The 24,813-nt window shown below is 57.3% G+C and carries 24 protein-coding genes; 10 read left to right on the forward strand and 14 right to left on the reverse strand.

Annotated features, from left to right (window positions below):
- Positions 1-4: 4 nt before the first annotated feature.
- From phnK to phnG, 5 genes are read right to left on the reverse strand one after another with little or no spacing between them, the layout of a single operon-like run.
- Entirely contained in the window at positions 5-781 is a 777-nt protein-coding gene (gene phnK, locus AB4Y96_RS19195; protein ID WP_091877674.1) for a phosphonate C-P lyase system protein PhnK, read from the reverse strand.
- A gap of 2 nt (positions 782-783) precedes the next feature.
- On the reverse strand, positions 784-1,671 hold the full coding sequence (locus AB4Y96_RS19200) for an alpha-D-ribose 1-methylphosphonate 5-phosphate C-P-lyase PhnJ (RefSeq protein WP_091877675.1): 888 nt from the start codon (positions 1,669-1,671) through the stop codon (positions 784-786).
- Positions 1,668-2,774 (reverse strand): carbon-phosphorus lyase complex subunit PhnI, encoded by a 1,107-nt coding sequence (locus AB4Y96_RS19205; RefSeq protein WP_441919166.1) that lies wholly within the window; start codon positions 2,772-2,774, stop codon positions 1,668-1,670. The genes AB4Y96_RS19200 and AB4Y96_RS19205 overlap by 4 nt, the downstream gene beginning before the upstream one ends.
- Before the next feature lie 3 nt (positions 2,775-2,777).
- Positions 2,778-3,389: a phosphonate C-P lyase system protein PhnH gene (gene phnH / locus AB4Y96_RS19210; protein WP_441919168.1), complete on the reverse strand. Its 612-nt coding sequence runs from the start codon at positions 3,387-3,389 to the stop codon at positions 2,778-2,780.
- Positions 3,389-3,877: a phosphonate C-P lyase system protein PhnG gene (gene phnG / locus AB4Y96_RS19215; RefSeq protein ID WP_441919170.1), complete on the reverse strand. Its 489-nt coding sequence runs from the start codon at positions 3,875-3,877 to the stop codon at positions 3,389-3,391. The genes phnH and phnG overlap by 1 nt, the downstream gene beginning before the upstream one ends.
- Before the next feature lie 84 nt (positions 3,878-3,961).
- On the opposite strand from phnG, the gene phnF reads away from it, so the two are divergent.
- Positions 3,962-4,708: a phosphonate metabolism transcriptional regulator PhnF gene (phnF, locus tag AB4Y96_RS19220; protein WP_441919172.1), complete on the forward strand. Its 747-nt coding sequence runs from the start codon at positions 3,962-3,964 to the stop codon at positions 4,706-4,708.
- 181 nt (positions 4,709-4,889) lie between these two features.
- On the opposite strand, the gene AB4Y96_RS19225 is transcribed toward phnF, so the two are convergent.
- The 3 genes from AB4Y96_RS19225 to AB4Y96_RS19235 are packed head-to-tail and all read right to left on the reverse strand — an operon-like array spanning position 4,890 to position 7,873.
- Positions 4,890-5,510 carry a ParB-like protein gene (locus tag AB4Y96_RS19225; RefSeq protein ID WP_441919208.1) on the reverse strand — a complete coding sequence of 207 codons (621 nt, stop codon included), beginning with the start codon at positions 5,508-5,510 and terminating at the stop codon, positions 4,890-4,892.
- 8 nt (positions 5,511-5,518) lie between these two features.
- The gene (locus AB4Y96_RS19230) at positions 5,519-7,228 is read right to left on the reverse strand and encodes a SulP family inorganic anion transporter (RefSeq protein WP_441919174.1); all 1,710 of its coding nucleotides are present in this window, start codon (positions 7,226-7,228) and stop codon (positions 5,519-5,521) included.
- Positions 7,229-7,255: 27 nt separating this feature from the next.
- Positions 7,256-7,873 (reverse strand): pyridoxamine 5'-phosphate oxidase family protein, encoded by a 618-nt coding sequence (locus AB4Y96_RS19235; RefSeq protein WP_441919176.1) that lies wholly within the window; start codon positions 7,871-7,873, stop codon positions 7,256-7,258.
- Positions 7,874-8,018: 145 nt separating this feature from the next.
- On the opposite strand from AB4Y96_RS19235, the gene AB4Y96_RS19240 reads away from it, so the two are divergent.
- Positions 8,019-8,936 carry a sugar kinase gene (locus AB4Y96_RS19240; RefSeq protein WP_441919178.1) on the forward strand — a complete coding sequence of 306 codons (918 nt, stop codon included), beginning with the start codon at positions 8,019-8,021 and terminating at the stop codon, positions 8,934-8,936.
- On the opposite strand, the gene AB4Y96_RS19245 is transcribed toward AB4Y96_RS19240, so the two are convergent.
- The 3 genes from AB4Y96_RS19245 to AB4Y96_RS19255 form a co-directional block, all read right to left on the reverse strand.
- On the reverse strand, positions 8,933-9,958 hold the full coding sequence (locus AB4Y96_RS19245) for an aldose epimerase family protein (protein ID WP_441919180.1): 1,026 nt from the start codon (positions 9,956-9,958) through the stop codon (positions 8,933-8,935). The two genes, AB4Y96_RS19240 and AB4Y96_RS19245, sit on opposite strands and share 4 nt — an antisense overlap.
- A 5-nt stretch (positions 9,959-9,963) precedes the next feature.
- Positions 9,964-11,421 (reverse strand): NAD-dependent succinate-semialdehyde dehydrogenase, encoded by a 1,458-nt coding sequence (locus AB4Y96_RS19250; protein ID WP_091877684.1) that lies wholly within the window; start codon positions 11,419-11,421, stop codon positions 9,964-9,966.
- A gap of 154 nt (positions 11,422-11,575) precedes the next feature.
- Positions 11,576-12,532 carry an AEC family transporter gene (locus AB4Y96_RS19255; RefSeq protein WP_441919182.1) on the reverse strand — a complete coding sequence of 319 codons (957 nt, stop codon included), beginning with the start codon at positions 12,530-12,532 and terminating at the stop codon, positions 11,576-11,578.
- A 102-nt stretch (positions 12,533-12,634) separates the two neighbouring features.
- Here AB4Y96_RS19255 and AB4Y96_RS19260 point away from each other — a divergent pair, with 102 nt between their 5' ends.
- From AB4Y96_RS19260 to AB4Y96_RS19285, 6 genes are all read left to right on the forward strand, one after another.
- The gene (locus AB4Y96_RS19260; RefSeq protein ID WP_441919184.1) at positions 12,635-13,222 is read left to right on the forward strand and encodes a histidine phosphatase family protein; all 588 of its coding nucleotides are present in this window, start codon (positions 12,635-12,637) and stop codon (positions 13,220-13,222) included.
- Between the two features lie 129 nt (positions 13,223-13,351).
- On the forward strand, positions 13,352-13,633 hold the full coding sequence (locus tag AB4Y96_RS19265; RefSeq protein ID WP_091877687.1) for an acyl carrier protein: 282 nt from the start codon (positions 13,352-13,354) through the stop codon (positions 13,631-13,633).
- A gap of 72 nt (positions 13,634-13,705) precedes the next feature.
- On the forward strand, positions 13,706-14,890 hold the full coding sequence (locus AB4Y96_RS19270) for a beta-ketoacyl-ACP synthase (RefSeq protein ID WP_441919186.1): 1,185 nt from the start codon (positions 13,706-13,708) through the stop codon (positions 14,888-14,890).
- Between the two features lie 11 nt (positions 14,891-14,901).
- A complete protein-coding gene (locus AB4Y96_RS19275) occupies positions 14,902-16,179 on the forward strand; it encodes a beta-ketoacyl-ACP synthase (protein ID WP_441919188.1) in 1,278 nt (425 codons plus the stop codon).
- 25 nt (positions 16,180-16,204) lie between these two features.
- Positions 16,205-17,233: a zinc-binding dehydrogenase gene (locus AB4Y96_RS19280; RefSeq protein WP_441919190.1), complete on the forward strand. Its 1,029-nt coding sequence runs from the start codon at positions 16,205-16,207 to the stop codon at positions 17,231-17,233.
- Between the two features lie 7 nt (positions 17,234-17,240).
- Complete coding sequence (locus AB4Y96_RS19285) at positions 17,241-18,173, forward strand: lipid A biosynthesis lauroyl acyltransferase (RefSeq protein WP_441919192.1); 933 nt, start codon at positions 17,241-17,243, stop codon at positions 18,171-18,173.
- Here AB4Y96_RS19285 and AB4Y96_RS19290 read toward each other — a convergent pair whose 3' ends face one another.
- From AB4Y96_RS19290 to AB4Y96_RS19300, 3 genes are all read right to left on the reverse strand, one after another.
- Entirely contained in the window at positions 18,174-19,082 is a 909-nt protein-coding gene (locus tag AB4Y96_RS19290; RefSeq protein WP_441919194.1) for a dimethyl sulfoxide reductase anchor subunit family protein, read from the reverse strand.
- A 206-nt stretch (positions 19,083-19,288) separates the two neighbouring features.
- On the reverse strand, positions 19,289-20,056 hold the full coding sequence (locus AB4Y96_RS19295; RefSeq protein WP_441919196.1) for a 4Fe-4S dicluster domain-containing protein: 768 nt from the start codon (positions 20,054-20,056) through the stop codon (positions 19,289-19,291).
- On the reverse strand, positions 20,053-22,905 hold the full coding sequence (locus tag AB4Y96_RS19300) for a molybdopterin oxidoreductase family protein (RefSeq protein WP_441919198.1): 2,853 nt from the start codon (positions 22,903-22,905) through the stop codon (positions 20,053-20,055). The genes AB4Y96_RS19295 and AB4Y96_RS19300 overlap by 4 nt, the downstream gene beginning before the upstream one ends.
- 161 nt (positions 22,906-23,066) lie before the next feature.
- Between AB4Y96_RS19300 and AB4Y96_RS19305 the strand changes: the two genes are divergently transcribed.
- Both AB4Y96_RS19305 and AB4Y96_RS19310 read left to right on the forward strand, forming a co-directional pair.
- Positions 23,067-24,338 (forward strand): acetylornithine deacetylase/succinyl-diaminopimelate desuccinylase family protein, encoded by a 1,272-nt coding sequence (locus tag AB4Y96_RS19305; protein ID WP_441919200.1) that lies wholly within the window; start codon positions 23,067-23,069, stop codon positions 24,336-24,338.
- Positions 24,339-24,397: 59 nt separating this feature from the next.
- Positions 24,398-24,813 (forward strand): ABC transporter substrate-binding protein (locus AB4Y96_RS19310; RefSeq protein ID WP_441919202.1); only part of this gene is annotated, 416 nt, incomplete at its 3' end.

Genomic DNA, 24,813 nt, shown 5'->3' on the forward strand with positions numbered 1-24,813 from the left:
GATGTTAAACCTGCAGAATGGAGGAAACGAGAAGCTGGGTGTATGGCGCCTGTGGGTCATCAAGCACCCGATCAGTCAGACCTGTCTCGACAATATGGCCATCCTTCATCACCATCATTCGGTGTGAAAGCAGCCGTGCCACGGCGAGATCGTGGGTGACCACAATTGCCGCGAGCCCAAGATCGCTCACCAGCCCGCGCAAAAGATCGAGCAGACGCGCCTGCACGGAAACATCGAGGCCACCCGTTGGTTCATCCATGAAAACAAGCCGGGGGTTGGTCACGAGATTGCGGGCAATCTGCAGACGCTGGCGCATGCCGCCGGAAAAGGCGCGCGGCTGGTCATCAATACGGTCGGAGGCAATTTCCACCCGGCCAAGCCAATCGGTCGCCGTGGCGCGGATATTACCATAGTGCCGGTCGCCGATAGCCATCAGTCGTTCACCAACGTTTGCGCCAGCCGAAACCGTCATGCGCAATCCATCAGCCGGGTTCTGGTGCACAAAACCCCAATCGGTGCGCATGAGGAACCGGCGCTCTGCTTCACTCAAACGGTAAAGATCGCGGAACTGTCCGTCCCGCATACGGTATTCCACCGAGCCTGCCGATGGCGCGAGCCGTGTTGCAAGGCAATTGAGCAATGTCGTTTTACCGGAGCCGGATTCACCGACAATCGCCAGCACTTCGCCCGGCCATAGCTCGAACGAGACATTCTGGCAGCCAATGCGGCTTCCGTAGAATTTTGACAGGTCCTTGACCTTCAAAAGGGGTGTATCGCTCATATTCATTCTGCTGCCTCCGCAGTCCCGGCCTCTGGCGCAAGTGCACCGCGATGCCCCTTGGCCTGCCGATCTTCACAAAAATCCGTATCCGAACAGACGAACATGCTGCCGCCCTTGTCATCGAGAATGACCTCGTCCAGATAGCTGCCCTTGGCGCCGCACAAGGCACAGGGCTGGGAAAAAGTCTGGATTTCAAAGGGATGATCCTCGAAATCAAGGCTGACCACTTCCGTGTAGGGCGGGATGGCATAGATGCGCTTCTCGCGCCCTGCCCCGAAAAGCTGCAATGCCGGAGACATATGCATCTTGGGGTTGTCGAATTTTGGCGTTGGCGACGGGTCCATCACATAACGCCCCTCAACCTTCACCGGATAGGCATAGGTGGTGGCGATATGGCCATGCCGGGCAATGTCCTCGTAAAGCTTGACATGCATCAGGCCGTATTCTTCGAGCGCATGCATCTTGCGCGTTTCGGTCTCGCGCGGCTCCAGAAACCTCAGAGGTTCGGGGATCGGCACCTGATAGACAAGCGTCTGTCCCGCCTGCAATTGCATTTCCGGGATACGGTGGCGCGTCTGGATGATCGTCGCTTCTGAGGTCTTGGTGGTCACGCGGACATTGGCGACCTTCTGGAAGAACGCCCGGATCGACACGGCATTGGTGGTGTCATCAGCGCCCTGATCGATCACTTTCAACGTGTCGTCGGGGCCAAGAACCGCCGCCGTCACCTGCACACCGCCAGTGCCCCAGCCATAGGGCATGGGCATTTCGCGCGACGCAAAAGGAACCTGATAGCCGGGAATGGCAATGGCCTTGAGGATAGCGCGGCGGATCATCCGCTTGGTCTGCTCGTCCAGATAGGCAAAATTGTAGGTCGCTAGATCGGTCATTCTGCTGCCTCTTTGGTTTCTTCGCCCGTCTGATGCTTGCGTTCATGTTCGGCGCGCATGCGGCGGATGAGATCAAGCTCCGCCTGAAAATCCACGTAGTGCGGCAGTTTCAGATGCTCGACGAAACCGGTTGATTGCACATTGTCGCTGTGGGAAATGACGAATTCCTCGTCCTGCGCCGTGGCGGTGATATCTTCGCCAAGTTCCCTTGCCCGCAAAGCGCGATCACACAGAGCCATGGACATGGCTTTGCGCTCACTCTGGCCGAAAACAAGACCATAGCCGCGCGTAAACTGTGGCGGCTGCTTTGCTGATCCCTTGAACTGGTTGACCATCTGGCATTCGGTGACGCGGATGGTGCCGAGCGTCAGCGGGAAATCGAGTTCCGCCACTTCAAGCTCGATTTCCACTTCGCCAATGCGGATTTCACCGGCAAAAGGGTGGCTGCGGGCATAACCGCGCTGGGTCGAATAAGCCAATCCGAGCAGAAAACCCTCATCGCCGCGCGCCAGTGCCTGCAAGCGCAAATCCCGTTCCAGCGGAAAAGTCAGCGGCTCACGGGTAAGATCGCCAGCAACGGAACCTTCAGGCATCTCACCATCTGCCTCGATCATGCCGTCATGGCCGAGAATGTCAGTCACACGCGGGGTAAATGCTTCCGGCTCGTCGCGCTGTTCAGGCGCGTCAACGGGGCCATTCTCAGCCAATTCAGGATCGAGCAGACGATGGGTGTAGTCGAACGTCGGTCCCAGCAACTGGCCACCCGGCAAATCCTTGAACGCTGCTGAAATGCGCCGTTCAATCTGCATCTTTGATGTTTCCAGCGCTGTCGAATATCCGAAACGCTGTAGGGTCGTCCGGTAGGCGCGCACCAGAAAGATCGCCTCGATCAGATCGCCCCGCGCCTGCTTGATGGCAAGAGCGGCGAGTTCCGGATCATAGAGCGAGCCTTCGGCCATCACCCGGTCAACGGCCAGCGACATCTGCTCGACAATCTGGTTCAGTTCAATCGCAGGAACATCCCGGTCGCCGCGACGGCGGTCAGCCAGAAGCTTGTGCGCATTGCGGATGGCGGCTTCACCGCCCTTGACTGCAACATACATGGCTCAAGCCTCCGTTTTCGTAATGCGGGTGGTGCGGGGCAAGGCTGCAAGCGCGCCTTTGGTGGCAAACACCAGATCAACACCGCGCGGGAAAGCGGCACGATTGGCAGCCCATTGATCCCGGAACATTCTCGGCAGATGGCTTGGAGAGAAGGACTGTGTTTCCTTGATCCCCGGCCCTTCGAGCGTCAGGACATCCGCCCCATCGAAACTGTCGATCTGCAGGATCAGCGTGGTCGAACGATCAGGATACTCAGCCGTTCCCCGGCAGAAGGATTCCAGCGACGGCATCGCGTTGACATCGCTGATCAGCGCAAAATCCGCTTCTGCCGTATCGCCGGTCAATTGGAGGCCCGTATGGAATTTGAGCCAACCGACAGCGGCGGCAGAACCCGATATGGCGCGATCACACCACACCGTTGCATCATGATCGAACAGCGTCGCGGCTATCGATGCGGCAAGTGGCGTCAATGGCGCTGGCGGCGTGGTGAGATCGCTCACCTCAACGATCCGACCGGGATTGGCCATCGCATCCATCAGCGCCCGGAAAACATTTTGGGCATTCAGCACGCTATCGCTGAAACCACCTTCAAAGACCTGTGTTTCAACACGCATCAGTCGTCACCCCGTACCATCGTGAAAAAGTCGACTTTCGTCGCAGCTGTCTGCGCATGCTTCAGCGCGCGCTGCTGCTCAAGGCGTTCGGCGATGGGTGCAAGCACCACCTTCTCCACCGCATCACGGCAATCCGGCTGCTGCCAGAGCGCGTCAAACACGGCGGCCAGACGCACCTTTTCCCGGTGGCGGCCAAGTGCATAAGCATGCCCGACGGCACCATTGCCAAGCCGCACCGTGGCGCGGGTTACGGTCGCCTCACCCAGATTGAACGGAGCGCCGCCGCCGCCAATACGGCCGCGCAGCATGACGAGGCCCGTTTCCGGGCCGCGCAAAGTTTCGACATCGGGCTTGTCACCCCATCCAGCCCAGAAGGCTGCGATTTCGGGCGCTGTCGCCTGCGCCAGCAAGGCCATGGCGGCCTTGCGCTCCAGATCCGGCACATCGCCGGTTTCCGTGGACTGGTTATTTTCTTTGATCATTGACATCTCGCTCAGATTTGTCTATTCATCTATACAACTAGACAATAAACCTACCTATAAATCCCGTCAATGACAGGAGCATGACAAAGCGTGAAATCCGCACGATTCATTACCCGCAATAGTGGTGTTGCCATCTGGCGCCAGATCGCCGATCAAATCCGTGGTGATATTACAGCGGGTAAAATGCCAAGCGGCGCCAAACTGCCGCCGGAGGTGACGCTGGCCGAACGCTTCTCGGTCAACCGCCACACGATTCGCAGCGCCATTGCCGCCCTGACCAAGGAGGGCGTTCTGCGCGCCGAACAGGGTCGCGGCACATTCGTTGCCAACAGCAAGAAGCTAACTTACCGCATCGGTGAGCGGACGCGGTTTTCCGAGATACTATCGACTCAGGTGCGCGAGACAAAGGGCATATTGCTCGGTCATCGCATCGAAGACCCGACGGAGGATGTGGCCGCGGCACTTGGCATAGTGGCTGGTCAGGTGATCAGGATGGATGCCATGCATACGGCAGACGGCAACCCCGTTTCCTGCGGCACCACCTGGTTTGATGCGGCACGCTTTCCCGATATTGTTGAGGATTATCAGGCCTCCGGTTCAATTACCGCCGCCCTGCGGGCCGCCGGCATCGACGATTACCTGCGCAAATCAACCGTCATCGCCGCCCGTCACGCCGACGCAGAAGATTTGCGCCATCTGCGCCTGTCGCCCGGCGCCATTGTGCTGATATCAACCGCGATCAATGTGGATATGGAGGGCAACCCGATTGAATATACCGTGAGCCGTTTCGCCGCTGATCGTATGGAGATAGCGATTGCCGGGAAATCTGCGGGTTAGGGTCCGTGTTGCAGTAATATTGTGTGTGGTTCGTGGTTTGTGGTTCGACAAGCTCACCATGAGGGAGAGAGGTGCTGTAACGCTAATCACCAACGTTGCAGAACTTGACTCCCTGCAACCCCCACTCTCCCTCATGGTGAGCCCGTCGAACCACGAACCACGCGAATGCAATCCCATTGTCCTAATCAACAACCGACCCACACCAGCCCGGCAGATAACCCGCATCATCGCCCTTGGCTTCCTTCAACGCGCGGTTGAGCGCCGTTTCAAAATCCGTTTCAACACTCTTGCGGTTCATCCTGCGCCGCAGGAAATCCGCCCAGAGAAACTCGCTGAATGGTGTTGTGTCCTTGGCAAAACCACCGGCACGGCGCAATTCCCCCGCCAGACTGCGGAACGGATCATCGGCAAGGTCCTTGATCGCTTTCGGGATTGCCCCATAGTCGCGCCGCTTGCCTTCTTCATCAAAGGGATGCATCCAGCCGCGATTGTCGAGAACGACCATAAACGCATCCTTGTCGAGCGAAGAAAGATCACTGACGACAGTCACCAGAATGTGCTTCACACCCTCTTCATAGAGCGCACGGGCAAGATGGTGATGATCGATCACATAGTTGCGCCTGTTGGGGCCCAGCACCACGGGGATCATGTGTTCGCCGAGAAATTTCCCGCCCTTCTCGCCCTTTTGCTGACGCCATTTCTTGCGCTTCTCGTCCACTTCACGCATGCCGACCGTTATCTGCGTTGGCCGCAGATCCTTGATCGCAACCGGCGTTACAATGGGTTCTCTTGCTCCGGATATCTGCATCGTCATTCCTCCGCGCTGGGCGCCAGTTTCCTGATCGCATCGTCGACACTATGAAATATATGATCCGATCCGATCAGAGAGATGAGCCCAAACCGTGACAGGGCGTCTTGCGCACGCACGGATTCCAGCCGCGCAATGGCAAATTTTACACCAGATGTCTGGCAGTAACTGATCACATCGGCGAGAGCCTGTGACGCGGTGTAGTCGATCTCGATAATGCTGCTGGCCTCAAGCACAACCAGATTAAGCTCGGTCCGGTTGGCATCGATGGTCTCACACAGGCCGCGCTTGAAATCATCCGCATTGACAAAGGATAGTGGCGCCTGAAACGCGATAACCAATACGCCGGGTAGCTTTTCACCGCCCTTTGCTGCGCTGGGTGGCCACCAGATGGAACTGCCTGATACCTTTTCGAATTCAATGGGTCTTGCGCGCATCACCGCCCACAGGCCATGCAGCAGAGAAAGCCCAATGCCGATGGTCACACCCGCCTCAATGGGCAATGCGACAATGGCGGCCATGGTGATGAGGATCAGCGCAAATTCGCCTCGCGCCTCGCGGTAAACAGCGCCAATGATCTGCCAACGGATAATCCGCTGCGCCACAAAAAGCAGGATACCTGCCAAAGCCGCATGCGGCACACGCGCCAGCAACTGGCCGCCAAATGCTACCAGTGCCAAAACGATCGCCGCTGCAATCAATCCGCTGACCTGCGACCGCCCGCCGGTCTCTGCAACAATCGCTGTGCGCGGCGGGCTGGCATTGACAGGGAATGCACCGAAAAGTCCGGAAAGAATACTGCCTGCCCCTACCCCGATAAAATCGCGGTTCACATCAGGCGCTTCGCCATCCTTCGAGACAAAAGACCGCGTTGTTGCGGCCGTTTGCACCATCACGACCACCGCGACGAGCAGAGCGAGGGGAAGCAGGTTCCGCAGTTCCTCAAAACCAACCTCCGGTACAGAAATCTGCGGAAGGCTGTTGGGAAGCGCACCGAGCACCGAAACGCCGCAGCTCTCAAGGTTAAAAAGCACAACCGCGAGGGTTGAAAGAACAAGCCCGAGCAAGGCACCGGGTATCCGCGCGTTGATCCATTCGGAAAGCAACACAATCAGGAACACACCAGCGCCGAGGGCCACGCTGTAGACGTTGATTTGCGGCGCACTGGCAATCGTTGCCGATATCCGCTGAAAGACATCTCCCGATTGCGCGGAGATACCCAAAAGCCCCGGCAATTGCGAAATGATAATGTGGACAGAGATACCAGCAAGAAAACCTGTTGTTACGGGCACCGACAAAAGATCAGCGATCCAGCCAAGCCGGAAAACACCGCTCGCAACGACAATCAGCCCGACAATCAAACCAAGCGCAGCAGCCAACAGACCAAACTCCGGCGACCCACTGGCAGCAAGCAGCGCCAGACTGCCGGCAAAGATCGGTGTGATGGTGGAATCTGAACCCGCAGACAAATGCCGGCTTGCGCCAAAGATGGCAAAAGCCAGCGAACCGGCGATGAAGGCAAAAAAGCCGATCTCAGGCGCAAAACCGCCAAGCCGTGCCGTTGCCATCTGCTCGGGGATCGCGATAGCCGCCAGCGTCAGACCGGCAATGATATCGCCATTGAGATCAGATGGTTTCCATCCGGCAATGGAACGAAACGGCAGCCAGTTCCTGCCCCTTGCAATGGTTTGGGAAGCACGCGGCTGTTCCATCAAATGCCTCCCAGAGTTTGGCGCAGCCTACCACATGGTCTTGGCAGCGCGCGCAGCCCATTCACTATCGTAGGTTTCACCGCCCACGCGGTTTTCACTCAATGCCGCCAGCATCTGGCCCGGTGTTGGAAACTCCTTGGGCGAGCGGAATTTCCCGGCATTCCAAAGCTCGGATCGGATCAAAGCTCGGGCGCACTGGAAATAGGCTTCCTCGACTTCCATGGTGATGACGGAGCGCGGTGCCTTGCCGTCCATGATGAAACTGTCGAGCAACTCCGGGGTCGTATCGATAAACGCGCGACCATTGACGCGGAACGTCGTGTTAATCCCGGGTATCAGGAAGAGCAGCGCCACACGCGGATCACGCACAATATTGCGCAGGGAATCGACGCGGTTATTGCCGCGCCGGTCGGGCATCATCAGCGTGCGTTCGTCATGGATACGAATAAAGCCAGCAAGATCACCGCGCGGCGAGCAATCCAGCCCCTCCGGTCCGCTTGTTGCAAGTGCCACGAAGGGTGAGCCTTCGATCAACGCCCGGTATTCCGGAATAATGCGGTTTGTTACCTTGGCGGTCGATGCTTCTGCAATCGCGCCGCCGCCATAAATGACCTCAAGTTCTTCGATTGTCGTAACGCGAGACAACGAAACCTCCTTCTGGATTGTTCAAATGTCTTTGCCGCCTAACATTGCATGTTTAAGCTATGATGACAGCCTGCATTTTTAGCAAATGACAGCGGCATTGCACTCGTATATCAGTTCGCGGCAGGCGTATGTTTGGGAGGATTTCATGGGCGGGTTTGCAGCCATCGGCGAGTGTATGATCGAACTGTCAGGAGCCAATGGCGACCAGTGGCGCATGGGCTTTGCCGGTGACACGCTCAACACCAGCTGGTATGTGCGCGCCCTCACCGATCCGGATTTCGCCGTCGATTATGTCACAGCCTTCGGCGACGATCCTTTCTCTGTCAAACAGCGGGCATTCCTAAAGGAAAATGGCATCAACACAGCCTATAGCCCTGTCGTTGTCGGTGCCCGCCCCGGTCTTTATGCCATCACACTGACGGGCGTCGAGCGCTCCTTCACCTATTGGCGCAATGATTCGGCGGCCCGTCATCTTGGCGATGATCCGCAGGCCCTCGCCCACAGTCTGGATGGCCGGAAAATCATCTATTTTTCCGGTATCACCATGGGCATTCTCAGCCCCAAAAGCCGCCAGAATGTTCTGAACGCCGTCAGCAATGCCCGCAGGCAGGGCACACTTGTGGCATTTGACGCGAATTACCGTCCTCGTCTGTGGGAAAACGCCGAAACCGCAAGACAGGCCCTCATTGACGCCTACCATGTCGCAGACATTGCCCTGCCGACCTTCCCCGATGAAAATGCGTTGTTCGGCGACACAACACCTGAAGAGACAGCGGCGCGCATCACCACCTATGGCGTGAAGGAAATTGTCGTGAAGGATGGTACTGAGCCTGCTCTCGTCGTTGCCGATGGTAAACATGAGCAGGTGGCAGCCATGCGCGCCAATGCCGTGGACACGACAGGCGCTGGCGACAGCTTCAACGGCGGTTACATCGCCTCGCGTCTCGCCGGTCTTGAGCCAGTGGTCGCCGCAGCCCGCGCGCACAAGGTTGCGGCGCGGGTTGTCGAGTTTCACGGCGCGCTCGCCCCAATGGACGAAGCACGCAAGGCCTTCAAAGACTAAGTTTTATTCTTCTTGAACGCATAATGCGTCAGGTGGCTGTATCCCTGTCCCGGTCTTAGAATAGCCTGCGGAAAATAGGGGAAATGCGTTGAATCAGGCCAATTCTGCGTTTCAAAGCAGAAACCGGCATAATTGCCATAGGTCTGACCTGTCAGGCCAAGCGGCGGGCGCCCGCCCAGCGTATTGCCTGCATAGAGCTGCACACCCGGCTCCGTCGTCAGCACATTCAGCTCAACGCCGCTCTTTGCACCTTTGGCTGAGGCAACCCATTGCAGGGGGTGTCGTTGGCTGGCAACGCAGAAATTGTTGTCATAGACAATTTGCTTGCCATTCTCCTCGCGCCGGATGGTCCGGTATTCGCGGAAATCATGCGTTGTTCCGGCGACGGGAATAACCCGGCCATCGGGCAGAAGATCACTGTTGACGGAGAGATAGGCATCCGCCCCGATCTTGACCTGATGATCAAGCGCATCGGTCAGCCCGCCATCATCAAGATTGAAATAGCTGTGATGCGCCAGATTGCAGATGGTCGGCTTGTCTGTCACCGCATCGAGACGCACCACCAGCGTGCCTTTGGATTCCAGCATATAGGTGCAGGTGATGGTAAGATTGCCGGGAAAGCCCATTTCGCCATCGCCGAGCATGATCGTCAGCGTGACATAATCAGGGCCGACAGCCACAACATTCCAGACACGTCGCCCTGCGCCATGATCACCACCGTGAATGTTATGGACACCGTTGAAATTGCGCTGGAGCTCAAAAGTCTGGCCATCGATGACAAGCTCGCCATCGCGAATCCGGTTGATCGACCGCCCCACAGTCGCCCCCATATAGGGAGAATGCGCGGGATAATCGGCAAAATCCTGATAGCCGAGCACAAGCGGATGATCGTGCCCCTTGAAGCGCAAATCCTGAATGACTGCGCCCCAGGTAAGGACATTGGCGGTCAGCCCGCCGCCCGAGATCGTAATGCGGTGCACTGCCTCGCCATCGGGCGTATGGCCGAAAATTTCGGTATTCATGTTTCTTAGAGTCCCAGGCCGCCGACGCAGACATATTTTGTGTCGAGATAGTCTTCGATACCCTGATGCCCGCCTTCCTTGCCAAGACCGGATTCCTTCAGGCCACCAAACGGTGCTTCCACCGTGGTGATCATGCCTTCATTCACGCCGACCATGCCATATTTCAGGCCTTCAGAAACACGGAACACCCGTCCGAGATCCTGTGTGTAGAAATAGGAGGCAAGGCCGAACTGGGTGTTGTTGGCCAGATCAATGGCTTCCTGTTCGGTTTCGAACTTATAGATGGGCGCAACCGGTCCGAAAATCTCTTCCGTGGTGAACAGCATATCAGGCGTTGCATCACCAATTACAGTTGGCTCGAAGAAGCTACCGCCCAGTGCATGGCGCTTGCCTCCGGTGATGATCTTGCCGCCCTTCTGCTTGGCATCGGCGATAAACTCTTCCACCTTGGCAACAGCCTTCTCGTCGATCAGCGGTCCCTGCTGTGTTCCGGCATCAAGCCCATTGCCGATCTTCAGCTTTTCCGTTGCCGCGGCAAACTTTTCGACAAAGGCGTCGTAAATGCCAGACTGGACAAGGAAACGGTTGGTACACACGCAGGTCTGGCCGGAATTGCGGAATTTCGCTGCAATAGCGCCGTCGACGGCGCGGTCCAGATCCGCATCATTGAACACGATAAACGGCGCATTGCCGCCCAGTTCCATCGAAACCTTCTTCACCGTATCGGCAGCCTGTTTGATCAGAATTTTGCCGATTTCGGTCGAGCCGGTGAAGGTGATCTTGCGCACCAGCGGATTGCTGGTGATTTCGCCGCCGATTTCCGAGGCAGAGCCGGTCAGAATATTGACCACGCCCTTGGGAATACCGACTTCCTCACACAGCGCACCCCAGACAAGACCCGAATAGGGTGTCTGTGTTGCAGGCTTGACCACCGCCGTGCAGCCCGATGCCAGTGCCGGTCCGATTTTGCGGGCAAGCATGGAGGATGGGAAATTCCATGGTGTGATCGCACCGATAACCCCGAGCGGCTCTTTCGTTACCAGAATACGCCGGTCTGCCCACGGGGACGGAACCACATCACCATAGGTACGGCGTGCTTCTTCCGCATACCAGAGGATATAGGCGGCCGACATGCCGACCTCGCCCTTGGCTTCGGTCAGCGATTTGCCCTGTTCCAGCGTCAAAAGTTCCGCCAGCGCGTCCTGATTGTCAAGGATTGCATCGTGCAGCTTGCGCATCAGTTTCGAGCGCTCCAGCACCGATGTCTTGCGCCACGTCTTGAACGCTTCGGCCGCCGCCTCGATGGCGCGCTGCGTTTCGGCTTTGCCTGAATTGGGAACAGTACCGATCTTCAGACCGGTTGCAGGGTTGATGACGTCAATCGTCTTGCCGGAATCTGCGGCCACCCATTCGCCATTGATCAGATTGGCCTGTTTCATGAACTGGCTGGATTTCTGCAACATGATATTCTCCCTGAAATGCTAGGCGGAGCGTTTGGTCCACTGATTTTGTGAGTTCCGTGAGAGGACAATCCCGCATCGCAAGATGCCATGGATGTCCTGTGGAAGCGATGCCGCCACCCTGCTCCTTTTTGGCCAAAGCTGCAACAGCGTTCGATTACCCAAAAAGGTGTACAGCCACACTTGCCCAAAACACCACCGTCACCGCGGAAAGCGCCGTTGCGACAACCATGGAATTGGACGCCAGCGCTTCGGCGGTCCTGAATTTGGTGGCAATGAGATAGGAATTAACCCCGGCAGGCAGCGCCGCCGACACCACCGCGATCTTGGCTGTGAACGGCGTAAGACCGATGAGGAGCGCGACTGCCAGCACGATTGCAGGCATGACAAACAGTTTTATACCCGCAATGACAAGCGAAGGGGCAAGCTGCCCTGACGTGCCGAATTTCTTCAAGCCCATCCCCATGGCAAACAGGGCCACCGGCCCCGCCACACTCCCCAGCAACTGGACGAGGGAATCGACAACAACAGGCAATTGCAGCCCCGTAAAGCGCCACAGCCATCCAGCGAGAATACCGAGGACGAAAGGATTGCGCAGGAGGCTTTTGAAAAACGAGGCGACAACTGTGCCAAGCCGGGTCTCACCCTCAAACACACCATCACGGCGCAGGGCAATCTCATGCAGGGTGATCGAAGCGGCCATGACACTTGGCATATGAACAGCGACAATCAGCGACAGGATGGCAAACCCGTCCTGACCATAAACGCTTAACATCAGTGGCATGCCTAGAAACACGAGATTGGAAAACGCGCCGGAAACACCTGCGACCACCCCTGCCCGGTTATCCCGCTTGAAGATCAGCTTGATTGCCAAATCGGACAGCGCCCAGGCCACGGCAAGCCCGGTAAAGTAGGCGATCCACAGTCCCCACGGGGCTGCACCGTGAAAATCTGCCGTCACCATGGTGCGGAACAGCAAAAGCGGTGCGGCGATCATGAAAACAAACTCGGAAAGCCCGTCACCCACGCGCTCGTCAAGCAGCTTGAAATGCGCCGCGGCATACGCAACGCCTATCACTCCAAAAACCACGATGATTGTTTGAACGAGACCCATTACTTCCCGCAATAAGCCCGCCGCAGCAGCCGTGCAAGGCAATCACAGCTTTTCACTTTATTTTTCTTCGCCAAACCACCATCTCCACGCTAAGGAGAATGAATGTTAAAGCCTTTGCGACTTTTTACCTTTTTGACACTGACGCTTGCATCAAGCGTTTCCCTCAATATTCCAACTGCATTCGCCACCGACGCCGCCTGGGCAAGACTGGCACGCGGCGGCTATACGGTTCTTCTGCAGGGCGCTGATTCTTCGGGAACCTTAAGTCCTTCCACAGATAATTCCGCTGACTGCACACAAATACGCACGCTTTCGGATCGCGGCCATCAACTGGCGCAAAAGCTCGGCGCGCGCTTTGCCGCAAAAGCCGTGCGAATCGATAAGGTGCTGACCAGTCCCGTCTGCAATGCACAGGAAACCGCGCGGCTGGCATTTGGCTCGGCACCGGTGGAGATCGTAAGTGCTCTTGGACCTTTGGCCGAAGACGAAACCGCGCAAAAATCGCAGATTGATCAAATTCGCGACCTGATTGCCGAATTCAAAAGCTCCGGCAATCTGGTAATGATGACTGACCGTGCCAATATAACAGCACTGACCGGCATCACCCCGCGCCCAACCGAAGCGGTGGTGGTTGCACCGCCGGAAGCGGGTGAAACGGTTCATATTGCAGGCAGGATTATTTTCGACTGACGACGGAATATGCTGGAGTAACAATGGATAGGGTATTTCGGTCTTTCCCTTAGCCATGAAAAACGCTAGATACCGCCTCATGAGACATCAGTGCCTTTACGGAGGCACCGGAAGCAAAAGGAAACTGAATTGACCTCAACATTTGACAAGGTCGCCGATATCATCGCTGAAACCAGCGAAATCGACCGCGATTCCATCACGCCGGAAAGCCACACGATCGACGATCTCGGCATCGATAGCCTTGACTTCCTCGACATCGTTTTCGCGATCGACAAGGCCTTCGGTATCAAGATCCCGCTCGAGCAGTGGACGCAGGAAGTCAATGACGGCAAGGCTCCGACCGAAGAATACTTCGTTCTGAAGAACCTGTGTGCCAAGATCGACGAACTCGTCGCGGCCAAAAAAGCCTGATTTCCGGATGCAACGTCTGGACTGATCATCTTCACCTAACCGGGTGCACCGTATGAAAGGTGCTGCGAGAAAATGCAGAACAACACCGTCGTTATCACTGGTATCGGACTGATTTCATCCCTGGGTGAAGGCGCTGATGCCCATTGGCAAGCGCTGAACAGCGGGGCCGATCCCCGCATCGATAGTGAGACGTTCAAGCCCTATACGGTTCATCCGCTCGGTGAAGTCGACTGGAACAACCAGATTCCGAAGCGCGGCGATCAGCGGCAGATGGAGACCTGGCAGCGCCTGGGTACCTATGCTGCCGGTCTCGCATTGCAGGATGCGGGGATCAAGGACGATGAAGCGCTTTGCACCACCATGGACATGGTGGTTGCTGCCGGTGGTGGCGAGCGTGATGTCACTGTTGACACGCAAATCCTCGCCGAAGCGCGCGTGCGCAATGATCTCGGCACAATGCTCAATGAGAAGCTGACAACGGAACTGCGCCCGACCCTGTTTCTGGCACAATTGTCCAACCTTCTGGCGGGCAATATCTCGATCGTCCACAAGGTCACCGGCTCGTCGCGTACATTCATGGGCGAAGAGGGTGCAGGTATTTCCGCGCTTGATACAGCCGCAGCGCGCATCCGCTCCGGTCAGAGCACCCATGCGCTCGTCGGCGGCTCCTATAATTCCGAACACCCTGACATGCTGCTCGGCTATGAGCTCAACGGCATGCTAAAATCCGATGGCTGGGCACCACTCTGGCAGCGTGAAGGCACGGCAGGCGGCGGTGTTGTCACCGGTTCCGGCGGCGCTTTCCTCGTGCTGGAGAGTGCTGACCATGCGGCCAAGCGCGGTGCCCGCGTCTATGCTGCGATTGACGGTATTTACAGCGCGCAGATCCGCCGCAAGCGCGAAGACCTGCAGGAAACCATTGCGAAACTGGTTGCTGCCGCAAGTGCAGACAAGCCAGCTGGCTTGATTGTTTCTGGCGCAACCGGTGCACAGGGCGTTACTGCAACGGAAAAAGCCGCGCTTGATGTGTTCGCTTCCGCCGCCATTCGCGGCGTTGCGGGCAAGATCGGCCATCTGCGTGAAGCGCAGTTTCCGCTGGCTGTCGGTCTGGCTGCGCTCAGCCTGTTCCATGGAACAGCATTCCCGCCTATCGATGCGAAGAATGAAAAGGCCGCTTCCGGCAGCCTTGATACGGCACTGGCGACCGCAATCGGCGCAACCCGGGGCGAAGGCGTCGCTCGCCTCGTCAAAGTTTGAGAGATTGGCACATGTCAAAATATACTGACCATCTTGGCCGCCCCCTCGTTGCCGTCACTGGTCTTGGCGTTGTCTCCTCGCTCGGACAGGGCAAGAAGGACAATTGGGCCGCGCTGACTTCAGGCACCTCGGGCATCCACACCATCACGCGCTTTGCGCTTGATAATCTGCGCACGCAGATCGCCGGAACCGTTGATTTCCTCAAGGAGAGCAATGAAGGTGCTTCGGCCCTCTCTGAAAAGCTGGCATCGCTCGCCGCCGAGGAAGCCATTGCGCAGGCCGGTTTCGACACGGAGAATTTTGGCGGACCACTGTTTCTCGCCGCTCCCCCCGTTGAACTTGAATGGCGCAACCGCTTTGCGCTCGATGCTCTGGTAAAGAGCGAGGGCGAACCGGGTTATGACCTGCTTCTCGCTGCCTGCCGGCGCGGCACGCAGGAAGCCATGTTCCACACCACCGAATTTGGCTACATAGCCGAGCGCCTTGCCGACACGTTCGGCACACGCGGCCTGCCGATCACGCTTTCCACCGCCTGTGCATCCGGCGCCACGGCTATTCAACTTGGCGTTGAGGCCATCCGGCGCGGCGAAAGCGACAAGGTTCTGTCCATCGGCACCGATGGTTCCGTTTCGGCCGAAGCGCTCGTGCGCTTCTCGCTGCTGTCCGCACTTTCCACCCAGAACAATCCTGCCCACAAGGCCGCAAAGCCTTTTTCCAAGGACCGCGATGGTTTTGTCATGGCGGAAGGCTCCGGCGCGCTTGTGATGGAATCGCTGGAATCGGCAATTGCACGCGGTGCCAAGATTCTCGGCATCATGCATGGCTGCGGTGAAAAGGCTGATGATTTCCATCGCACCCGGTCAAAGCCAGACGGCTCGCCCGCCATTGGCGCAGTGCGTGCAGCGCTTGACGATGCGGGTATCAAGGAAGATGCGATTGATTACATCAACGCGCACGGCACCTCGACACCCGAGAACGACAAGATGGAATATCTTGCGCTCTCGACCGTGTTTGGCGAACGTATTTCATCGCTGCCAGTCTCATCCAACAAATCGATGATCGGTCACACATTGACAGCCGCCGGTGCGATTGAAGCCGTATTCTCCATGCTCACCATCGAGACCGGAACACTTCCGCCGACGATCAATTATGACAATCCGGACCCGGCAATCATCCTCGATGTTGTGCCGAACGTGAAGCGTGAAGCGAGCGTTTCATCGGTGCTCTCAAGCTCATTTGGCTTCGGTGGACAAAATACGTGTCTTGTCATGACGGCAGAACCGCACTAATCCCTCTCCGAAAAGGAAAACGGATATGCGCGCATTACAGCTGATTGAAGACCGCAAGCTCGAGATTGTCGATGTTGCTCCCCCGCCCCCACCCGGTCCCGGTGAAGTAACCGTCAATATCAAGGCTGTCGCGCTCAATCATATCGACGTCTGGGGCTGGCGCGGCATGGCTTTTGCCAAGCGCAAGCTACCGCTGACCATCGGCGCGGAAGCATCCGGCGTGGTTGACGCAATCGGCCCCGGCGTCTCCAACCTTCTGCCCGGTCAGCTTGTGTCGATCTATGGCGCGCAGACCTGTGGTCTCTGCCGTCCCTGCCGCGAAGGCCGCGATAATTTGTGCGAGCATGTTTCCGGCGTTTATGGCTTCCATCTCGATGGATTTGCGCAGGAGAAGGTCAATCTCAAGGCGCGCCTGCTCGTTCCTGCACCTCCCGGTGTCGACGAGATCGGCGCTGCTGTTGCGCCCGTTACCTTCGGAACTGTCGAGCACATGCTGTTCGACAATGCCAAGCTTGAGCCGGGTGAAACTATCCTCGTTCATGCCGGCGGTTCGGGGATTGGCTCAGCGGCCATCCAGCTTGCCAAAAAGATGGGCTGCACCGTCATCACTACCGTCGGTTCTGACGCAAAGATCGAAAAGGCCAAGGCGCTCGGTGCCGATCACGTCATCAATTATCGCGAAGACCGATTTGAAGGCGTTGTGCGCAAGCTGACCAAGAAGAAGGGCGTTGATGTGGTATTCGAACACGTCGGCGCGGATACGTGGGCAGGTTCCATGCTGTCGCTGCGACGCGGCGGACGGCTTGTTACCTGCGGTTCAACCTCAGGCGTTTCCACCAGCATGAACCTGATGATGTTGTTCCAGCAGCAGTTGAAACTGCTCGGCTCCTTCGGTTGCCGCATGGAAAACATGGCCGATGCCATGCAGAAAATGGCGCGCGGTCTGGTTCATCCCGTCATTGATACGGAAGTCGGCTTTGATGACATCGATACGGCGTTGAAGCGCATGGAAGGCCGGGACGTCTTCGGCAAGATTATCCTGCGCGTCAACTGAGCCGAGCATGAACCTCAAATTTAAACTTGCTCTGTTCCGCTGGAGCCAGAAGTTGAAGGTTTTCAACTACTGGCTATCGGCTCATGTCATTTTCGGCATATTACGCGTCCTCCGGTTGCTGCCGGCGGAAGCCGCGACCAATTTCATCGACGCTGCGGCACGTAAAATCGGACCGCTGATGGGGCGTCACCGGGTGGCGATGATCAATCTGCGCAAAGCCTATCCGGAAAAACCGGAGGAGGAATTGCAGCTGATCGCCCGCGATATGTGGGGCAGCATGGCGCGCCTTACCGCCGAATATGTCTTTCTCGACGCGATTTTCGACTATGATCCGCACAGCGAGACGCCGGGGCTGATTGAGGTTCAGGGCCGCGAAATATTCGAGCGCATCCGCGACGAGAGCGACCGCCCGCATATTTTCTTCACCGCTCATACCGGCAATTTCGAACTCTTGCCGATTTGTGCCGCCACGTTTGATCTGAATGTCACAGCGCTGTTCCGCCCGCCGAACAACCCCTATGTTGCCAAGAAAATACTTGGCGCACGCCGCACCAATATGGGCCACCTTGTTCCTTCAAAAGCCGGTGCCGCCTGGTCGCTTGCCAGCGTTTTGAACACCAATGGCAATGTCGGCATGCTGGTTGACCAGAAATTCCATCGCGGCCTGCCCTCGATCTTTTTTGATCGCCCCTGCAAGACCAACCCGCTGCTGGCAAAGCTGGCCCGTCAGTATGATTGCGATGTCTATCCCGCGCGCTGCATCCGCCTGCCCGGTGGCCGGTTCAGGCTGGAGCTGGAAGAAAAGATGGAATTGCCACGCGATGAAACCGGCGCCGTCGATATTGCCCGCACAGTCCAACTGGTCAATGACAAGGTGGAAAGCTGGGTGCGCGAATATCCCGGCCAGTGGATGTGGTTTCATAAGCGCTGGAACGCCTGATCAGTAATAGTTCATGACGGCATGTTTCGCTTCGGCGAAAAACAGCCAGCGCTCAACGAACAGACCGAGCATATGTGTAAGCACGCCCATGGCCATCAGGCAGGTGCTCAATGCACCACCGCCAACGGCCATGGCAAACAGCATCGCCAGAATTGGCAGCACAATCCCGCTGACAAACGCGATGACCCAAAGCTTTTGCGCGTGTTTGCGCGCAACGCGAAAACCCATTTCCCGCGTGAGATAATTATCAAGCGCATGCGGCCGCTCCAGCAGCCGCACTTTGCCGATGCCACCCAAGCCCGTGGCACTCTCCGGCGTTGACAGGGAAACAAGCGTCCTTGCGCGCTTGCGCCAGATCATCTTTGCAACAAGCGCCAGCAACAAAAATAGCACCGCCAGCAATTGCAGCGGCAAGACGTTGTCACCTCCCGCGAACAGCGCACCGAGCAGCAAACCGCCCGCCAGCGCGAACAGCAAAAAACACAGCGGCGTCAGTTTCGTATGCCATGCATCAACGGTTTTAAGCGATGCATAGATCATCGAGGTGCAGTAAACCGTGATGACAGCCCCGAGAACGGTGATCAGGCCAAGGGTTGTGTCTTGCCGATTGAGGAACAGGCACAGCGCGGCGTTTGAAGTCAGCGGTACAAACGTGGCAATCGCCATCACACCTTCACGCGATAGCCAGCTTGACCGCCATTGGCTCAGCGCCCGCCACGCCCGCTGCGGATTACCCAGATGCAACAGGGACGACAGAAGGCCAATGCTTATGAGCGCCAGTGCGGTGATGTAGGCAATTTTGGTTGGCAGTGCGGATGGATCAAGAAATCCCAAACCCAGAATGACGGCAAGGCCATAGCCAAGGCCTGACAGCGTGGTGAAGACGATGATGGAATAGGCTGGATGCATTTATGACAGCCTCGGGGATGGGTGCTCACCCCCCTCTGTCCTGTCGGACATCTCCCCCACAAGGGGGGAGATCACATTGGTATCAACGCCTTTGCACAACAGGAAGCGTTTCAGATTGTGCAAAGACATCCATGTAGGCTGATCTCCCCCCTTGTGGGGGAGATGTCCGACAGGACAGAGGGGGGTGAAAATGCACAACATCATCCTCAAATCCGATCCAGTGTCTTATCGAGCCAGGCAAAGAACCCGCGTGCGCCTTCTGTGTTCTCGGCAAGCGGGATCATCGGGGCAGCATTGGCGAGAGAGGTGCGAGCGCGTGGCGGAAGATATTTGTTCGTCGGGCGGGTTCCCTGTTCCGGCATCAGATCGAACCCGCCGCGCTCTGCAACCATGATCGAAACCTCAGACATTGGATCACCAAGATCGCCATAATGGCGTGCATTGGCCGGGCATGTGCGCACGCAGGACGGCACGCGGTCCACCTGTTGCAAAGTCTCGTTGTAGATGCGGTCGACACACAGGGTGCACTTCTTCATTACCCCCGCCGCCAGATCCATCTCCCGTGCGCCATAGGCGCAGGACCAGGCACAGAGACCGCAGCCGATGCACTTGTCCTCATCGACAAGCACAATGCCATCCTCGGCGCGTTTGTAGGATGCACCGGTCGGGCAGACGGTAACACAGGGCGCATCCTCGCAGTGCAGGCAGGATTTGGGGAAATGCACCACCCGCGCATCACCAGCCTCACCAATCACCTGCCCGCCATCGGGCACCACTTCAAAACTGTGAATGCGGTTGAGAAAGGTGCCGGAGACATCATCACCATAGGGGTCCTGATCCGACAGCGCATTGCCATAGGCGCCGGTATTCCATTCCTTGCAACTGATGACGCATGCATGGCAGCCGACACAGACATCAAGGTCAATCACAAGGCCAAGCTTTTTCGCACCAAGGGTTTGCGGAAGGCTGGTCATTTCGCCCACTCCTGTCCATAGCGTAATGCATCGACAGGCGCGGGCTGACTGCCGGGCCGCTTGAGCGTACTGAAATGTGGCTCGCTGATGGCCTCACCGGCCTCGGCCTTTTCAATTTGCACGCGCAAATCATACCACGCAGCCTGCCCCGTGATCGGGTCCGAATTCGACCAGCGCATGCCATCGCCTTTCGGCGGCAGCAACTCATGGATGAGATGGTTGAGCAGAAAACCCTTGGTAGCCTCTGGCGCGTTCTTGTCGAGTGCCCATGCGCCGCTGCGTTTGCCAATGGCATTCCATGTCCACATGGTCCTGCCATTCACCGCATCTGTGCGGGCGATCTCGCATTTGATCCGGCCATGATGGGAAGTCACCCACACCCAGTCCCCATCCTTCAAACCAAGCTCATCGCAAATGCCGCCGGGGACATAAAGCGGGTTCTTGGTGTGGATTTGCCGCAGCCAGGCATTTTGCGAGCCCCATGAATGGTACATCGCCATCGGTCGCTGGGTGATCGCGTGATAGGGAAAGGCATTCGTATCGACACCCTGTTCCTCGAACGGCCGGTACCACAGCGGCAGCGGATCAAAGCACTCAAGCAATCGCTGGCGATATTGCTCCGGCGCGACGGGCTTGCGTACACCCTGCGCCGACAGGCGGAACTTTTGCAGCGTCTCCACATAGAGTTGGATGGTCACCGGCTGCGGCGTATCGAAGAAGCCCATATCAATGGCGAACTGCTGGTACGCCGCATTGTGATGCTTGAAATAGAGCGCTTCCTCCGGAATGTGCTTCATCCAGAATGCACCATTGCCGACATAGTTTTTCAGCTGGTCGGGGTTGGGCGTTCCACGCCCTTCGCCGCTTCCATCCGTATCGCGCCAGCCGGATAGCGGACCGATACCCGGCTTGCGCTGATGATTGACGATGTAATCGGCATAATCCTTGTAGAGCGCCCCGCCTTGTTCATTGACAAATCCCGGCAGCTTGAGCCGCGCGCCAAGATCAATCAGCACCGACTGGAAGCCGCGCACATTGCGATCAGGCTCCAGCACCGGCCAGCGAATGGCATCGCAGGCAGCTTCCGGCTCGGAAATCGGCCTGTCGAGCAGCGAAATGCAGTCATGCCGCTCCAGATAGGTCGTATCCGGCAGAACCAGATCGGCATAGGCAACCATTTCCGAGGAATAGGCATCGGAATAGATGATTTTGGGGATTTTGTACTCCCCCGTCGCCTCGTCCCGCGCCTCCAGCATTTTTATGGTGCCGCGCGTGTTCATCGACGAGTTCCAAGCCATATTCGCCATGTAGAGGAACAGTACATCAACCGGATACGGATCGCCCGCATGGGCATTGGCGATGACCATATGCATCATGCCGTGAGCCGACAGCGGCGCTTCCCACGAAAACGCCTTGTCGATGCGCTGCGGCTTACCATCGGCATCGACAAGCAAATCTTCCGGCCCAAGGGGATAGCCAAGATGTGGTCCGGCCAGTGGCTTGCCGGGTGTCACATGCTCCGCCCGCCCATGCGGACGCGGATGGGCCGTGGCAGGCTTCGGATAAGGCGGCTTGTAGCGATAACCACCGGGGCAATCGATGGAGCCAATGATCGTCTGCAGCACATGCAGCGCGCGCGCCGATTGAAACCCGTTGGAATGGGCCGAAATGCCGCGCATCGCATGGAACGTCACCGGGCGACCGATCATCACCTCGTGCTGCTCGCCCTTCATATCGGTCCATGGCTGGTTGAGGATGATCTCCTCCTCAAACGCCACCCGCGCTATTTCCGCGGCCAATCCACGGATTGTTGCAGCGGAAATACCGGTTTCTGCGGCAACCGCATCGGGTGAATATTGCGGGTCGAGATATTTTTCCGCCATCAGCCGGAGCACGCTGCGCACCTTGCGGCCTTCAGGCGTGGTGAAATCCGCATTGAGATCAGCAACGTGACCGGGCTCGTCAAAACGCACCAGTGCACCCGTCTTGCGGTCGCGCACCAAAGCCTTGCCGAGATCATCACGCAGGAACAGGCCGTGATCCTCGCTCCCCTCCGCATCAATCACCAGCCACGGCGCATTGGTGTAGCGTTGGAGATAATCCAGATCGATCTGCCCGTTGCGGAACAATTCGTGGATGATGGCAAGGATCAACAGCCCATCGGTTCCGGGCCGAATACCGATCCAGTTGTCAGCCACCGCCGAATAGCCCGTGCGCACCGGATTGACCGACACGAACCGTGCACCATTCTTTTTCAGCTTTGAGATGCCCATTTTGATCGGATTGGAATCATGATCCTCCGCCACGCCAAACAGCACAAACAGTTTGGTCTTGTCCCAGTCAGGCGCGCCGAACTCCCAGAATGCCCCGCCAATCGTATAAATACCGGCTGCGGCCATGTTGACCGAGCAAAACCCGCCATGGGCGGCATAATTGGGCGTGCCAAAATTCTGTGCCCAGAAACTGGTCAGCGCCTGCGACTGGTCGCGCCCGGTAAAGAAGGCGAGTTTCTGCGGCGCCGTCTCACGAACAGGCTGCAGCCAGTCGACGGCCAGCGTAAGCGCCTCCTCCCAGCTGATTTCCTTGAATTCTCCCGATCCGCGCGGCCCGGTGCGCAGCAGCGGCGCACGCAACCGTGCGGGCGAATAATGCTGCATGATTCCCGCCGAACCTTTGGCGCACAGCACACCCTTATTGATCGGATGGTCGCGATTGCCCTCGATATAGCGGACCTTGCCGTCCTTCAGATGCACATCAATGCCGCACCGGCAGGCGCACATATAGCAGGTCGTCTTGCGAACCTCATCACCAACCGGCTCCGACAGGGCAATGGACGGTTCGGGTTGCATCGGGTGATTGCCTCGCTGGTCACGTCATAGAATCTCTGTTTTATAAGAACAATTCTAATCCGCCAAACACACAAGCGACATTGCACAGGCAAATCGCCGCGACACATTTAGCAACAAGTTGCCTCTTGCCAAATCGGGATATCGCCTGATTTGATATACCAATGGACGAAAAACTTTCCCGCGCGATTGAAAAACGACGTGACGATCTGGTTGCGTTGACCCGTGATCTCATACGGTTTCCCACCGTCAACCCACCCGGTGAAGCCTACACGCCCTGCGCTGAATATATCGCGCAGCGGTTGAAGAAGAGTGGTTTCGAAACGCAACTGATTCGCGGTGAAGGCACGCCCGGTGATACGGACCGCTATCCGCGCACCAATGTCATCGCCCGCTTTGACGGCAGGACGCATGGCCAGACCGTGCATTTCAATTCGCATATCGATGTGGTTGATACGGGTGAAGGCTGGACCGTTGATCCGTTCGAAGGCGTGGTAAAAGACGGCAAGGTTTATGGGCGCGGTGCCTGCGACATGAAGGGCGGGCTTGCCGCTTCGATTATCGCCGCCGAGGCCTTTCTCGAAGTCTATCCGGATTTTGCCGGTTCCATCGAAATATCAGGCACGGTTGATGAGGAATCCGGTGGCTTTGGCGGTGTCGCCTATCTCGCAAGCAAAGGCTTCTTCTCAAAACCCCGCGTTGATCACGTCATCATTCCCGAGCCGCTGAACAAGGATCGCATCTGCCTTGGTCATCGCGGCGTCTGGTGGGCGGAGATCGAAACCAAGGGCGAAATTGCCCATGGCTCCATGCCGTTTCTCGGCGATTGCGCCGTGCGCCATATGGGTGCGGTGCTTGATGCCTTCGAGAAAGAGCTGTTTCCGGCGCTCGATAAAAAACAGACCCGCATGCCCGTCGTGCCGGAGGGTGCAAAGCGCTCCACCATGAACATCAATTCGATCCATGGCGGCCAGACTGATGATTATTCCGGCCTGCCCTCGCCCAATGTGCCGGATAGCTGCCGCCTGATCATCGACCGGCGGTTTCTGCTGGAGGAAGACATTGCCGAGGTCAAGCGCGAGGTAACGTCCATCCTCGACCGGCTGCAATGGGAGCGGCCGAAATTCCACTACAACATCCGTGACATCATGGAAGTGCAGCCGCTGATGACGGAGCGTGATGCGCCTGTGGTCACAGCTGTTGCACAGGGTATTCGCGACATCTTCGGCAAGGAACCGGAATATGTGATTTCACCCGGCACCTACGACCAGAAGCACATTGCCCGCATTGGTCTGCTGCATGATTGCATCGCCTATGGCCCCGGTATTCTCGACCTCGCGCACCGCCCCGACGAATATGTGGGGATTGAAGACATGATCGAGTCAGCCAAGGTCATGGCACTCGGGCTGAAAGTTCTGCTATCCGGTTCTATCTAGAACAAGAAAAATATGCTGATCTGCATGGGGTTTACGGCAAAGTCTTTGGGAGACGGTGAATGAACAAATTCTGGAAGTCGGCCTTCGCGGCTAGTGCAATTGTCCTGCTTTCGACCACCGCGTCCTTTGCCGCGAAAACCGATCTGGTGCTGGGCATCGTGCTGGAACCTCCGCATCTTGACCCGACTGCTGGCGCTGCGACAGCGATTGGCGAAGTCGTCTATGCCAATGTTTTCGAGGGGCTGACACGGATTGACTCCAAGGGCGCGGTTCTGCCCGCACTCGCGGAAAGCTGGACCGTCTCCGAGGATGGCAAGGTCTATACCTTCAAGCTGCACAAGGATGTGAAATTCCACGATGGCACCGCCTTTGATGCGCAGGATGTCAAATTCTCGCTCGACCGGGCGCGCGATGAGAAATCCACCAATCCGCAAAAACCCCTGTTTGCATCCATCGATGGGGTGGAGGCTGTCGA

Origin of the sequence: Phyllobacterium sp. TAF24 (assembly GCF_052113785.1) — a bacterium.
Classification (GTDB): domain Bacteria; phylum Pseudomonadota; class Alphaproteobacteria; order Rhizobiales; family Rhizobiaceae; genus Phyllobacterium.